Source organism: Streptomyces sp. NBC_00322, assembly GCF_036147535.1.
Classification (GTDB): domain Bacteria; phylum Actinomycetota; class Actinomycetes; order Streptomycetales; family Streptomycetaceae; genus Streptomyces.
Window position 1 is genome coordinate 2,291,478 of record NZ_CP108019.1, and the last position, 14,375, is coordinate 2,305,852.

9 protein-coding genes are annotated in these 14,375 nt (G+C 66.8%); 1 reads left to right on the top strand and 8 read right to left on the bottom strand.

Going from position 1 to position 14,375, the window contains the following annotated elements; translation table 11 throughout:
- Positions 1-52: 52 nt before the first annotated feature.
- The 7 genes from OG905_RS10385 to ngcE form a co-directional block, all read right to left on the bottom strand.
- Positions 53-1,165: a substrate-binding domain-containing protein gene (locus tag OG905_RS10385; protein ID WP_328667443.1), complete on the bottom strand. Its 1,113-nt coding sequence runs from the start codon at positions 1,163-1,165 to the stop codon at positions 53-55.
- 122 nt (positions 1,166-1,287) lie between these two features.
- A complete protein-coding gene (locus OG905_RS10390) occupies positions 1,288-2,487 on the bottom strand; it encodes an ROK family transcriptional regulator (RefSeq protein ID WP_328667444.1) in 1,200 nt (399 codons plus the stop codon).
- Between the two features lie 234 nt (positions 2,488-2,721).
- The gene (locus OG905_RS10395) at positions 2,722-3,168 is read right to left on the bottom strand and encodes a hypothetical protein (RefSeq protein WP_328667445.1); all 447 of its coding nucleotides are present in this window, start codon (positions 3,166-3,168) and stop codon (positions 2,722-2,724) included.
- Between the two features lie 2 nt (positions 3,169-3,170).
- Complete coding sequence (locus tag OG905_RS10400; RefSeq protein WP_328667446.1) at positions 3,171-3,638, bottom strand: MarR family winged helix-turn-helix transcriptional regulator; 468 nt, start codon at positions 3,636-3,638, stop codon at positions 3,171-3,173.
- Positions 3,639-3,784: 146 nt separating this feature from the next.
- Positions 3,785-4,702, bottom strand: a complete 918-nt coding sequence (locus OG905_RS10405; RefSeq protein WP_328667447.1) for a carbohydrate ABC transporter permease — start codon at positions 4,700-4,702, stop codon at positions 3,785-3,787.
- A 2-nt stretch (positions 4,703-4,704) separates the two neighbouring features.
- Positions 4,705-5,628 carry a carbohydrate ABC transporter permease gene (locus tag OG905_RS10410; RefSeq protein ID WP_328667448.1) on the bottom strand — a complete coding sequence of 308 codons (924 nt, stop codon included), beginning with the start codon at positions 5,626-5,628 and terminating at the stop codon, positions 4,705-4,707.
- Between the two features lie 49 nt (positions 5,629-5,677).
- Complete coding sequence (gene ngcE / locus OG905_RS10415; RefSeq protein ID WP_328667449.1) at positions 5,678-7,126, bottom strand: N-acetylglucosamine/diacetylchitobiose ABC transporter substrate-binding protein; 1,449 nt, start codon at positions 7,124-7,126, stop codon at positions 5,678-5,680.
- Positions 7,127-7,700: 574 nt separating this feature from the next.
- On the opposite strand from ngcE, the gene OG905_RS10420 reads away from it, so the two are divergent.
- Positions 7,701-11,537 carry a GH92 family glycosyl hydrolase gene (locus OG905_RS10420; protein WP_328667450.1) on the top strand — a complete coding sequence of 1,279 codons (3,837 nt, stop codon included), beginning with the start codon at positions 7,701-7,703 and terminating at the stop codon, positions 11,535-11,537.
- Positions 11,538-11,626: 89 nt separating this feature from the next.
- Here the strand turns inward: OG905_RS10420 and acnA are convergent, their stop codons facing one another.
- Positions 11,627-14,341, bottom strand: coding sequence for an aconitate hydratase AcnA (gene acnA / locus OG905_RS10425; protein ID WP_328667451.1), 2,715 nt, complete (start codon positions 14,339-14,341; stop codon positions 11,627-11,629).
- Between the last annotated feature and the right edge of the window lie 34 nt (positions 14,342-14,375).

A 14,375-nucleotide genomic window follows, 5' to 3' on the forward strand; every position in this document is an offset into this window, starting at 1 on the left:
GGGGCACCGAACAGGCTTCATGGGTGCGTAAGTCCCGTGAGGCTCTGTGGACTTACTTCAGACCGAGCGCGTCGCAGGCGGCCTTGTACTTCGGGGTGCAGATCTGGGCGACGGTGTAGACGCCGTCCTTGACGACCGTGGCGTTGATGTTGTCCTTGGTCAGCGAGACGACCGGGACGAGCACCGAGGGGATGTCCTTGGTGGTCGGGCTGGAGACCTTCTCCTTGGCGACGGCGTCGAGCTTCTCGCCCTTGGCGAGCGCGACGGCCATCTCGGCGGCGGCAGCGGCCTCCGGAGCGTACGGCTTGTAGACGCTCTGGAACTGCTCACCCGCGACGATGCGCTGCACACCGGCGAGCTCGGCGTCCTGGCCGGTGACCGGCGGGAGCTTGGTGAAGCCGCCGGCCTTCAGGGCGGTGATGATGCCGCCCGCCATGCCGTCGTTGGCGGAGTAGACGCCAATGATCTTGTCCTTGCCGAGGGCCGTGATCGCGGCCTCCATGTTGGCGTTGGCGTTCTCCGGCTTCCACTCCTTGGTGTCGTACTCCTTGCCGATGTTCACCTTGCCGTCGAGCTCGGCGTGCGCGCCCTTCTTGAAGAGGGCGGCGTTCGGGTCGGTGACGGCACCGTTCACCATGACGATCTGGCCGTCCTTGGCCTTGGCGCCGAGTGCGGTGAGCAGCGCCTTGCCCTGGACGTGGCCGACCTCTTCGTTGTCGAAGGAGGTGTAGGCGTCGATCGGGCCCTCGGCCAGACGGTCGAAGGCGACGACCGGGATGCCCTGGTCCTTGGCCTTCTTGACGGAGCCGGCGATGGCCTTGGAGTCCACCGAGTCGACGATGAGGGCGTCCACCTTGTTGGTGATCATCGTGTCGACCTGCTGGTTCTGCAGCGTCGCATCCTGCTTGGCGTTGGCGTAGATGACCTTCGCCTTGCCGTTGGTCAGCTCGCTGATCTTCTTCTCGATGAGCGGCTTGTCGAACTGCTCGTAGCGCGCGGTCTGATTCTCCGGCAGCAGCAGACCGATGGTGATGTCGTCGCCCTTGCCGGCGCCGCTCTCCTTGGTCTTGTCGCCCGACTCCTTGGCGCTGCCACAGGCGGCGAGGGAAACGGCCATCGTGGTGGCGGCTACGGCTACGGCTGCACGACGCATTCGCGTATTCATCTTCGAAAACCTCCCTGACGAGGCCGCGTCGCTGCGGCCGAGGTGGCTGGAAGTCAACTCGGCCCCGGTGTCATCGTCAAGGAGTAAATCCTTAACGAGATGACAACGGTGCCATTCGTTATCTAAGTGAAGGCAGGCGCCCCGGCGGGCATCGAGCTGTCCAAAAGGGTTGAATCGCCCATTTCGCTGAGGACGAGGGCCAGTGACCCAAGCACTTCGGCACGCGCGCCGAGCGCCCCGGGCAGGACGGACAGCTGGCGTGCCGCGCTGGGAATCGCGTACCGGGAGACCGACTCTCTGATCGGTCCAAGAACCAATTCTCCCGCTTCCGCGAGATTTCCGCCCAGCACGACGCGACTGGGATTGAGTAGATTGCACAGATTGGCCACACCGCTGCCGATGTGCCGCCCGACGTCGGCGATGACCCGGCGGCAGCCTGGGTCGCCCTCGCGAGCCAGCTGGACCACGCGCTCCATGGTCAGATCCGGGCCGTGACTGGACTGGAGCAGCGGCAGTACGTAACGCGCCGCGGTGAAAGTCTCCAGGCACCCGCGGTTGCCGCAGCGGCAGACGGGACCCGACTCGTCCAGGGTGATGTGGCCGATCTCGCCGGCCGTGCCGCCCGGGCCCCGGTAGATCTGACCGTCTATGACCAGACCGGCGCCGACACCGCTGGCGACCTTGATGTACGCGAGGTCCCGGACCCCTCGGCCACTGCCCCAGACGAGCTCGCCCAAGGCGCCGAGGTTGGCGTCGTTGTCGACGTACACGGGCACGCCGAGCCGCCCGGAGAGCTCCTCGCTGGGGTTGATCCCGGTCCAGCCCGGCAGGATCGACGTGGAGCCGAGGGTGCCCGACTCGACATCGATCGGGCCGGGTACACCGAGACCCACTCCGACCACCTTGTCCGGGCCGATGCCCGAAGCCGCGATCAGGCGGTTGACCAGCTGTTCCGCGCGATCGAAGCCTTCTGCGGACGAGGCGTCCACATCGAGCGGCTCGGACTCCTCCGCGAGCACCTGGTGGGCCAGGTTGCCGATGGCGACCCGCAGGTGGGTGTGGCCGAAGTCGACGCCGATGACGATGCCCGCGTCGCCGCTGAGCGAGACGCTGCGAGCCCGGCGGCCGCCCGCGGACGTGGGCGTCACCTCAACGGTCCCGCCGTCCTTCAGTTCGCGAACGATGTTGGACACCGTGGCCGCGGAGAGGCCGGTACTCCTCGCGATCTCCGCCTGCGTGAGCGAGCCCGCCATGCGCACGGCGCGCACGACCCGCTCGAGGTTGGCCCGGTGCAGAGATGTCTGCGACCCCGGAGTCTCCATTGACTCATCCACTCCTGCCCCCGGTGGGCGGCACGACGACCGCCCCCGGCCGGAGTCACCGTGAGGCAACCCCGACGTTTCTCCAACTTGTGAACTCTAAGCACAACTCTCGCGCGTTATCGCGTCAAGACCTTGAGCGGAGAGAACCACGGATGAGCGATCGCGGGGGCGCCGGCCCGGGGGCGGGTCCGGCAGGGAGGTGACAGGAGCCTTCCGACGTCCGCCGGACACCTCCTAGCCGTCGGCCAGGTCGGCGTTCGCACGGGCCGTGACCAGCGTCAGCACGCGGCCCGCGGTCCGAAGGTCCTCGTCCGGGAGATCGCCGTAGAGGCGCTCAGTGATCTTCGCCGTGCCGGCCTTGATCCGGCTCTGCAGCGCTCGGCCCATTTCGGTGAGCGCGACGCGCGCCACTTCCCCGGGCAGGGCCTCAAGCAGCCCCGACCCGGTGAGCTCGGCGATCGTCGCGAGCACGGCCGACTCGTCGATCTTGAGCGTGCTGGTCATCCTGCCGACGAGCCCGTCACGCTCGACGGCGTCGCCGCCGCCGCCGGCAGTGGCGTTGAGGGCCACCACCTGGTGGAAGGTGATGCCCTCGCGGGCCAGCAGGCCGTCCAGGACGGCCCGGGTCGCATAGTGGGCCTGGCCTATGACCTGGCCGTTCAGGGTGGGTGCAGTGGACATGACTACTCCTTGGCCGGGATGTCGAGTGGTGTGTCGAGCAGAACCGCCAGTTCGCGGGAGAACACTTCGGCGCGAGGCCCCTCCAAGCCGCCCAACGGCTCCAGGAGCCGGTCGAGCAGCTGCTGGACGACATCGATCGCGCGGCGCGTGACATCGCGCCCTTGATCGGTGAGCGACAGCTGGACCGCTCGCGTGTCGGAGGGGTCCGGAAGGCGCTCGACCAGACCGGCGGCCTCCAGGGCGCGCGCCAGCTTCGAGACATAGAGCGGTTCGAGGCCCGTGTGATCGGCGAGCCGGCGCTGACTGGGCCGCCGGCCGGACCGCTGCATGCCGTACAGCGAGGCGAGCAGTGAGTACTGCGCGTGGGTCAGCCCCAGCGGCCCGACGGCCCGGTCGACGGCCGCCCGCCACTTCATGGACAGCCGCCAGACCAGGAAGCCGGGCGTCGGACCTTCGGTTGCTGAGCTCATGGCAGATACGGTACATGGATACTATGTACATGGCTACTATTTACAAGGGGGCGAAGACGGGACAGCGAACGAGCGAGAGCGAACGGCAAAGGCGCCGCGGTACCCACCGCAGCGCCTCCGCCGTTCGTGTCAGAGAGTCGAGACAGTTACTTGAGCGCTCCGGCCGTCAGACCGGCGACCACCTGCCGCTGGAAGACGATGTACGCCGCGAGAACCGGCAGCATCGCCATCACCAGACCCGCGAACAGCCCCGACCAGTCGCCCTTGTAGCCCTGGCTCACGGCCAGTTCCACCAGACCCTGCGACAGCACCTTCTTGTCCGGGTCGGTGTTGAGCACCGTGGGAAGCATGTACTGGTTCCACTGGCCCAGGAAGTTGAAGATGGCGACGCTGATCAGGCCCGGCTTCGCCATCGGCAACATCACCTGGAAGAACGTCCGGGTGTGCGAGGCCCCGTCGATGAGCGCCGCCTCGGCCACGGAGGTCGGCAGCGTTCGGAAGAAGGCAGTCAGGAAGAACACCGTGAACGGCAGTGAATAGGCGATGTAGACCAGGATCAGGCCGTGCAGGGTGTTCAGCAGGGCGATGTTGTTCAGGACGAAGAACAGCGGCACCAGCGCCAGCATGATCGGGAAGCTCATTCCTCCGATGAAGAGGAAGTAGATAAAGCGGTTCCCGGGGAAGTCGAAGCGCGCGAGGACATAGGCGGCCATCGAGCCGAACAGCAACGTGCCGACCAGCGAACCGCCCACCACCAGAACGGTGTTGAGGAAGTAGTCGCTCATGTGCGCCTGGCTCCAGGCGCGCGACCAGTTCTCGAAGTGCAGCGAGTCGGGCAGCGACCACGGCGAGGTGAAGATCGCCTTGTCAGTCTTGAAGGAGGTCATCACCGCCCAGACCAGCGGCAGGACGACCATGATCGCCCAGATGACGAGCACGCCGTGCGAGAACACATTGAGGACGCCGCCCTCGCTGCTCTTCTCCTTGACGGGTGTTGCGTTCGCCTTCACCACGGCCGGGCGCTCGCCGGAGAGGCCGGCGGGAGGGGTGTCAGTCGTCTTCATTCTCAGAACTCCAGCCGCTCGCGTCGGCCCAGCCGCATCACGACGGCCGCGAAGGCCAGCGTGACGACGAGCAGGGCGACGCCGATCGTGGTCGCGTAGGCCGCCTGGCCGTCACGGAACGCCGTTTGGTAGACATACAGCGTGAGAACCGTGGTCGAGTAGTCGGGTCCACCGGGGCCCACGGTCATGATCTGGACGACGGCGAAGGACTCCGCCCCCAGGGCCAGGATTCCCATGTAGACCCAGCCGGACTGCACCGTGTCCCACAGGAGCGGCAGGGTGATCCGGAAGAAGGTGGTGAACCGGTTCGCGCCGTCCAGCAGCGCCGCCTCGTAGAAGTCTCTGGGGATGGATGCCATGCCTGCGGAGAACAGCACGACGAAGAACCCGACTGTGCTCCAGACCAGGACCGCCATGACGGACCAGAGCGCCAGATCGGGGTCGCCGAGCCAGTCCGGCTGGAGACTGTCGAGCCCGACGGCCTTCAACGCCCCGTTGATCGCACCGTCGTTGGGGTTGTACGCGAACTGGAACAGCAGGGCGACGATCGCGATCGACAGCACCTGCGGGAAGAAATACGCGATCTTGTAGAAGGACGATCCGCGCACACCGGCGATGGCGGCGCCCTTTCGGCGCCGCCCGCCGACATTGAGCATGAACGCGAAGAACAGTGCGAGGCCGAGCGTCACCAGCGGCAGCAGCAGCGCGAACCAGAGGCTGTGCTGCAGCGATTTCCAGAAGATGTCGTCGTCCAGCATTCGACTGTAATTGTCGAAGCCGACCATCTTGAAGTCCGGGCTCAGGCCGGTCCAGTCCGTGAAGGAGTAATAGATGGACTGGATGAACGGCCAGATGACGAAGACTGCGTACAACGCCAATGGGGCTGCCAAAAAGCCGACGATGAACCGGTACTTGCCGTGTTGCATGGTTACCGACCCCGATCTTCCGGCGTTTGCCGCCGCTGGTGACGCTTGCTCACTGGTGCTTGTAGTGCTTGATCGACTGGTCCTTGGCCGCCGCGTCGGCGAAGCCCTGGATCTTCTTGATGGTCTCCGCGGGGGTCGCGCGGCCGGCCATCATCTCGCCGAGTCCGGCGACACCGATCTGCTCCTTCTGGAGCTTCACGTACCAGTCCTGAAGACGCGGGTTCACGACGTTGTCGCCGGCCTTCTTCAGCGCGTCGACGCCGGACTGCATCGCCGTCGACAGGGTGAGGCCGTCGGTGCCGCCGTTGAACGCGGTCAGGGACTTGACCTGCTGGGTGAAGCTCTTCGACGAGGCCTCGCTGAGCATGATGCGCAGCTGCTCCATGCCGCCCTCGGCGTTCTTCGCCTTGGCCGGTACGACGAAGGGCTCACCGCCGGACGCCCAGATGGTGCCGAACGGCAGCTTGTCGGACTTGTCGAGGCTGGAGGGCGCGGACACCATCATCTTGAAGTCCTTGGGCGTGGTCTTCGCCGCCTCGTTCTCCACCCAGGAGCCGTTGGGGATGAAGAGCGCCTTGCCCTGGGTCCAGGCCGTCTGGGACTGGATGTGGTCGATGCCGGGCGTGCCCTTGAGGATGTAGCCCTTCTTGTAGAGCTCGTAGTACGCCTCGAACGCGGCCTTGACGGCCGGGTGCTCCCAGGCCTTCGGCTCCAGGTTGTCGATCGCATCGAGGACCTCACGGCCACCGATCTTGGCGATGAAGGGGTACAGCGAGAACGGCAGGTAGTACGGGTACTTGCCCGCGTACGTCCAGCCGGCGATGCCCTTCTTCTTCGCCTTCTCGCACAGGGCGAGCATCTCGTCCCAGGTCTCTGGGTACGCGGCGTCGAGCTTCTCCAGGGCGGTCTGGGAGTACCACACGCCGTACACGGTGTAGGCGTAGTAGAGGATCCAGACCGGGTCGCCGTCGAACTGGCCCATCTCGACGATGCCCGGGCGAAGCGTGTCGCGGACCTTCTTGTTCGGGTCGTCGATGGACGGGGCGTCCAGCAGCGGGGTGAGGTCGGCGAGCTGCTTCTTACCGACCAGGACGCCCATGTCCATCTGCTGGGCGCCGGAGTTGTCGATGAGGTCCGGCGGGGTTCCGCCGTTGAAGCGCGGCTGAAGCTCCGACTGGATCTTCTGCGTCGCGCGGTGCTTGACCTTGGGCGCCTTCGGGAAGGCCGCCTGGTACTTCTTCTCGGCGTCCAGCGCGTACTGCTGGCCGAATCCGCCGTCGAAGATGACGACCTCCAGCTGCGCCGTCTCATTGACGCCGAGCGGATTCTTGGCGGACGTCTTGCCCTTCTCGACCTTTTTGTCGCCGCCGCTGTCGCTGCTCGCACAGGCGGACAGGAAGCTCATCGTGGGAACGGTGATCAAACCGAGTGCGGCAGACCGCTTGATCAGATCACGACGGCCGAGGCCGTCATTCTTGTGGGCGGAGGTGGATCCCATGCTCAAGTCCTCGCCTTCTCCAGGACTCAGGCGGTGTACCGGTCGCCCGTCCGTCTCGCCTCAGGCGAAGGGCCCCGCCACCGCGGTCAGTTGCTGAGTCTTCCCGGGGGGAAACTCAGTGAAGCTTGGGTCGTGCACGGTCGGCAGCGGGAACGGGCCATGCGGCGGCAGCCGATGCGCAGACGCCTGTCACCGACCCCCGACCCCCCTAGGGCGTGTTTGAGAAGTCCCGCTGCCCGCCCTGCGGGCGGACGGCGCTACTTCTCAAACACGCCCTAGCCGCTGCCATGTGGAACAGCTATGCGGACGCCGACAGGTATAGTCCACTTCAGGCCGGGGGAGCAAGATCGAAAGCAAGTTTGGACGGCAGTCTTTCCCGAGTTGAGACCTCGCGGACATCTGAGTCCCGTGCGCGCCCATCCGACCACAGCATTCTGCGCGGAACGGCGGAATTCAGCCGCCGCGCACCGCCAACACCCTTGACACCGTATGGCACTTGCCTCCCTACTGGAGCCTGCGCATCGCGCCTGACAACGTTGTCCAACGCGGTTTCCAGTGCAGGAAAGGCCCCGGGATGCAGCCCAGAACCCGACCTCGGCAGAGACAATTCCGTGCGGCAGCCCTCGTGGCTGCCGCTTCACTGCTCGTGATGACGGCCCAGTCGGCGGCCGTCGCCCTGCCCGCACAGTTCGCCCAATCCCCCTCGGCGGGACAGGAATTCACCTCGTCCTTCGAAGCGGACGAGCCTCAACCGGACTGGCGCAATACGGTTGAAGTCGGCACTGACGGAACGAAGCGGTCATCCGGCGTCGACGGCGGATTCTCCGCCGGAATCCCGGGCAATATCACCGATAAGGTGACAGAGCTTCGCGCCAGCGCCGAGAACACCGGAGCCGGCGAGACCAAGGAGAACCTGGTCGATCTGCAGCCGGGCACCAAATGGCTGGCCTTCGAGCCCACCGCCTGGATCGAGTTCGACACCGACGCCCCGGTCAAGGTCGTCACGTATGCCATGACCTCGGCCAATGACGCCGCAGAGCGCGACCCCAAGGACTGGACCCTCAAGGGCTCGGCCGACGGCAAGGAGTGGAAGGTCCTGGACTCGCGTGCGGGCCAGACCTTCGAGAAGCGCTTCGAGACCAAGACCTACGACATCGCCGACGGCGCGAACGCCACCGCCTATGCGCACTATCGGCTGGAGATCACCAAGAACAACGGCGCGGGCCTCACCCAGCTCGCCGATGTGCAGTTCTCCAACGGCGACACCAGCACGCCCACGCCCGACGACATGCGCAGCCAGGTCGACCGCGGGCCCAGCGGCTCCCCCACCGCCAAGTCCAACGTCGGGTTCACCGGCAAGCGGGCGCTGAAGTACGCCGGCACCCACAAGGCGGACGGCCGGGCCTACTCGTACAACAAGGTCTTCGACGTCAACACGGCCGTGGGCCGCGACACCGAGCTCTCGTACCGGATCTTCCCCTCCCTGCCGGAGACGGATCTCAGCTACCCGGCCACGAACGTGTCCGTGGACCTCGCGTTCACGGACGGCACCTATCTGAGTGACCTTCGGGCCACCGACTCCCACGGCGGTCTGCTGACTCCGCAGGGCCAGGGCGCGGCCAAGCGGCTCTATGTCAACCAGTGGAACCAGGTCTCGTCCAGGATCGGCGCGGTCGCCTCCGGCCGGACGGTCGACCGGATCCTGGTGGCGTACGACTCCCCCAAGGGCCCGGCGAAGTTCCAGGGCTGGATCGACGACGTCTCGTTGAAGCCGAAGGCTCCCGAGAAGCGGCTCGCCCATCTTTCGGACTACGCCTCGACCGTCCGCGGCACCAACTCCAGCGGGTCCTTCTCCCGCGGCAACACCTTCCCCGCGACCGCCGTCCCGCACGGCTTCAACTTCTGGACGCCGGCGACCAACTCCGAGTCCAAGAGCTGGCTGTACGAGTACGCGCGCGGCAACAACGCGGACAATCTGCCCACCGTGCAGGCCTTCAGCGCCAGCCATGAGCCGAGCCCCTGGATGGGCGACCGGCAGACCTTCCAGCTGATGCCCTCGGCGGCGGCGGGCACCCCGGACACCGACCGGGCCAAGCGAGCCCTGCCCTTCCGGCACGAGAAGGAGACCGCTCGTCCGCACTACTACGGGGTCACCTTCGAGAACGGCCTCAAGGCCGAGATCACCCCGTCCGACCACGCGGCGATGATGCGCTTCACCTATCCCGGTGACGACGCGAGCGTCATCTTCGACAACGTCACCAGGGAAGGCGGCCTGACCCTCGATCCGGCCACCAGCTCCTTCACCGGCTTCTCGGACGTCAAGAGCGGACTGTCCACCGGCGCGACGCGGCTCTTCGTGTACGGCGTCTTCGACGCGCCGGTCACCGCCTCGGGCTCGGAGGGCGTCAGCGGCCATCTCCGCTTCAGCGCGGGCGAGGACCGCACCGTCGGTCTCCGTATCGCCACGTCGCTCATCAGCGTCGACCAGGCGAAGAAGAACCTCGCCGACGAGATCCCGCAGGGCACCCGCTTCGAGCGGGTGAGGGACCGCGCGCAGGACGCCTGGGACGAACTGCTGGGCACGGTGGAGGTCGAGGGCGCGAACCACGACCAGCTGACCACCCTCTACTCCAGCCTGTACCGGCTGTACCTGTATCCGAACTCCGGCTTCGAGAACACCGGCACCAAGAGCCGGCCCAAGCACCAGTACGCGAGCCCGTTCTCGCCGATGACCGGACCCGACACCCCGACCCGTACCGGCGCGAAGATCGTCGACGGGAAGGTGTACGTCAACAACGGCTTCTGGGACACCTACCGCACGACCTGGCCCGCGTACTCCTTCCTCACCCCGACGAAGGCGGGCGAGCTGGTGGACGGCTTCGTCCAGCAGTACAAGGACGGCGGCTGGATCTCGCGCTGGTCCTCACCCGGTTATGCGGACCTGATGACCGGCACCAGCTCGGACGTGGCCTTCGCCGACGCGTACGTCAAGGGCGTGGACTTCGACGCCGAGGCGGCGTACGAGGCGGCGCTCAAGAACGCGACCGTGGTGCCGCCCGCGTCGGGTGTGGGCCGCAAGGGCATGGAGACCTCGCCGTTCCTCGGCTACGCCTCCACGCAGACCCATGAGGGCCTGTCCTGGTCGCTGGAGGGCTATCTCAACGACTACGGCCTGGCGAAGATGGGCCAGGCGCTCTACAAGAAGACCAAGAAGGCCCGCTACCAGGAGGAGTCCGCCTACTTCCTCAACCGGGCCCGGAACTACGTCACCCTCTTCGACTCCAAGGCCGGCTTCTTCCAGGGCCGCGACCTCAAGGGCGACTGGCGGGTTCCCTCCGGGCAGTTCGACCCGCGGGTGTGGGGATACGACTACACCGAGACCAACGGCTGGGGCTATGCCTTCACCGCCCCCCAGGACAGCCGCGGCCTCGCCAATCTCTACGGCGGCCGCGCGGCCCTCGGCGAGAAGCTCGACGGGTACTTCTCCACCCCCGAGACGGCCTCGCCGGAGTTCGTCGGCTCCTACGGCAGCGTCATCCATGAGATGACGGAGGCCCGTGACGTCCGGATGGGCATGTACGGCCACTCCAACCAGGTCGCCCACCACGTCACGTACATGTACAACGCCGCCTCCCAGCCCTGGAAGACCCAGGAGAAGGTGCGCGAGGTGCTCTCCCGCCTCTACACCGGCAGCGAGATCGGGCAGGGCTACCACGGCGACGAGGACAACGGCGAGCAGTCGGCCTGGTATCTCTTCTCCGCGCTCGGCTTCTACCCGCTGGTGATGGGCAGTGGCGAGTACGCGATCGGGTCGCCGCTGTTCACGAAGGCGACGGTCCATCTGGAGAACGGCCACGATCTGGTGGTCAAGGCCCCGAAGAACAGCACGCGGAACATCTACGTGCAGAGCCTGCGGGTGAACGGCAAGGCGTGGAACTCCACCGCCCTTCCGCACGAGCTGATCGCGCGGGGCGGCACGCTGGAGTTCTCCATGGGCTCGAAGCCGTCCTCGTGGGGCTCGGGCAAGAATGCCGCCCCGGTCTCCATCACCCAGGACGACAAGGCGCCCTCCCCCCGCCGCGATGCGATCACCGGGAGCGGCCCGCTCTTCGACAACGCCTCGGCGACCGAGGCCGCGTTCGAGACGGCCGAGCTGCCGGTGGCGCCGGGGACCCGGGCGGTGCAGTACACGCTCACCTCGTCGGCACGGGCCAAGGCCCCGGCCGGGTGGGTGCTGCAGGGCTCGCAGGACGGGACGACCTGGAAGGACCTGGACAAACGGTCCGGCCAGAGCTTCGCCTGGGACAGGCAGACCCGCGTCTTCACGGTCGGTGCCCCGGGCAGCTACGCGAAGTACCGGCTCGTGGCGACGGGCTCGGCGACGCTCGCAGAGGTCGAACTGCTCTCCTGACAGCGAGGGCCGACGAAAGGGCAAACGAATGGGCCGCATCCCCGTCGCGGGGGATGCGGCCCTTTCGCCTTACTGCCGTACTGCCGTGCTTAGTTGCGGATCAGGTTCCGCAGCACGTACTGCATGATGCCGCCGTTGCGGTAGTAGTCCGCCTCACCGGGGGTGTCGATGCGGACGACCGCGTCGAACTCCACATCCGTGTCGGTGGTGACCTTGACCGTGCGCGGCGTGGTGCCGTTGTTCAGCTCGCTCACGCCGGTGAAGGAGAAGGTCTCCTCGCCGCTCAGGCCGAAGGAGGCGGCGGAAGCGCCCTCCGGGAACTGCAGCGGCAGGACGCCCATGCCGATGAGGTTCGAGCGGTGGATGCGCTCGTACGACTCGGCGATGACGGCCTTGACGCCGAGCAGCGCGGTGCCCTTGGCGGCCCAGTCGCGGGACGAGCCCGAGCCGTACTCCTTGCCCGCGAGGATCACCAGCGGGGTGCCGGCGGCCTGGTAGTTCTGCGAGGCGTCGTAGATGAAGGAGACCGGGCCGCCCTCGACGGTGAAGTCGCGGGTGTAGCCGCCCTCGGTGCCCGGCGCGATCTGGTTGCGCAGGCGGATGTTGGCGAAGGTGCCGCGGATCATGACCTCGTGGTTGCCTCGGCGCGAGCCGTAGGAGTTGAAGTCACGGCGCTCGACGCCGTGCTCCGTGAGGTACGTGCCGGCCGGGGTGTCCGCCTTGATGGCACCCGCCGGGGAGATGTGGTCGGTGGTGACCGAGTCGCCCAGCTTGGCCAGCACGCGGGCGCCGGAGATGTCCGAGACCGGGGTGGTCTCCATCGTCATGCCCTCGAAGTACGGGGGCTTGCGGACGTAGGTGGACTGCGGGTCCCACTCGAAGGTGTTGCCGGTCGGGATCGGCAGCGCCTGCCACTGGGCGTCGCCCGCGAAGACGTCCTGGTAGGACTTGTTGAACATGTCCTCGCCGATGGCGTTGGCCACCACGTCGTTGACCTCTGCCTCGGTCGGCCAGATGTCCTGCAGGTAGACCGGCTTGCCGTCCTGGTCGATGCCCAGCGCGTCCTTGGTGATGTCCACCTTCATGGAGCCCGCGATGGCGTACGCGACGACCAGCGGCGGGGATGCCAGGTAGTTCATCTTGACGTCGGGGTTGATGCGCCCCTCGAAGTTACGGTTGCCCGAGAGGACGGACGTAACAGCCAGGTCGTGGTCGTTGACGGCCTTGGAGACCTCCTCCGGCAGCGGGCCGGAGTTGCCGATGCAGGTGGTGCAGCCGTAGCCGACGAGGTTGAAGCCGATCTTGTCGAGGTAGGGGGTGAGCCCCGCCTTGTCGAAGTAGTCGGTGACGACCTTGGAGCCCGGGGCGAGCGTGGTCTTGACCCACGGCTTGCGGGTCAGGCCCTTCTCGACCGCCTTCTTGGCCACCAGCGCGGCGGCGACCATGACGTACGGGTTCGAGGTGTTGGTGCAGGAGGTGATCGCGGCGACGGTGACGGCGCCGTGGTCGATCTCGTACGTCGAGCCGTCGGGGGCGGTGACCAACGTCGGGCGTGTCGGTACGCCGTTGTGCTCGGCGGGGGCGTCGGAGGCCGGGAAGGACTCCTTGCCCGCCTCGTCGTCGTTGTCGACGTAGTTGCGGACGTCCTGCGCGAACTGCTCCTTGGCGTTGGCCAGGATGATGCGGTCCTGCGGGCGCTTCGGGCCGGCGATCGAGGGGACGACCGTGGAGAGGTCCAGCTCCAGCTTCTCGGAGAAGTCGGGCTCGGCGGCCGGGTCGAGCCAGAGGCCCTGCTCCTTGGCGTACGCCTCGACCAGCGCGAGCTGCTGCTTGCTGCGGCCGGTCAGCTTCAGGTACTTGATGGTCTCGTCGTCGATCGGGAAGATCGCGGCGGTGGAACCGAACTCCGGCGACATGTTGCCGATGGTGGCGCGGTTGGCGAGGCTCGTCGCGGCCACACCCTCGCCGTAGAACTCGACGAACTTGCCGACGACGCCGTGCTTGCGCAGCATCTCGGTGATGGTGAGCACCAGGTCGGTGGCGGTGGTGCCGGGCTTGAGCTCACCGGTCAGCTTGAAGCCGACGACGCGCGGGATGAGCATGGAGACCGGCTGGCCGAGCATCGCGGCCTCGGCCTCGATGCCGCCGACGCCCCAGCCCAGCACGCCGAGGCCGTTGACCATGGTGGTGTGCGAGTCGGTGCCGACGAGGGTGTCGGGGTAGGCCTGGCCGCCGCGGACCATGATCGTACGAGCGAGGTGCTCGATGTTGACCTGGTGGACGATGCCGGTGCCCGGGGGGACGACCTTGAACTCGTCGAAGGCGGTCTGGCCCCAGCGCAGGAACTGGTAACGCTCCTTGTTGCGGCCGTACTCCAGCTCGACGTTCTGCGCGAAGGCCTCGTTGGTGCCGAACTTGTCGGCGATGACGGAGTGGTCGATGACCAGCTCGGCCGGGGCCAGCGGGTTGATCTTCGCCGGGTCGCCGCCGAGCTCCTTCACGGCCTCACGCATGGTGGCGAGGTCGACGACACAGGGAACGCCGGTGAAGTCCTGCATGATCACGCGGGCCGGCGTGAACTGGATCTCCTGGCTCGGCTGAGCCTGCGAGTCCCAGCCGCCGAGCGCGCGGATGTGGTCGGCGGTGATGTTCGCGCCGTCCTCCGTGCGGAGCAGGTTCTCCAGCAACACCTTCAGGCTGTAAGGGAGGCGCGCGGAGCCCTCGACCTTGTCCAGCTTGAAGATCTCGTACGACTCGTCGCCCACGCGCAGCGTGCTGCGGGCGTCGAAGCTGTTCGCCGACACGACAGTCTCCTTCATCAATGTGCGCGTACCTACC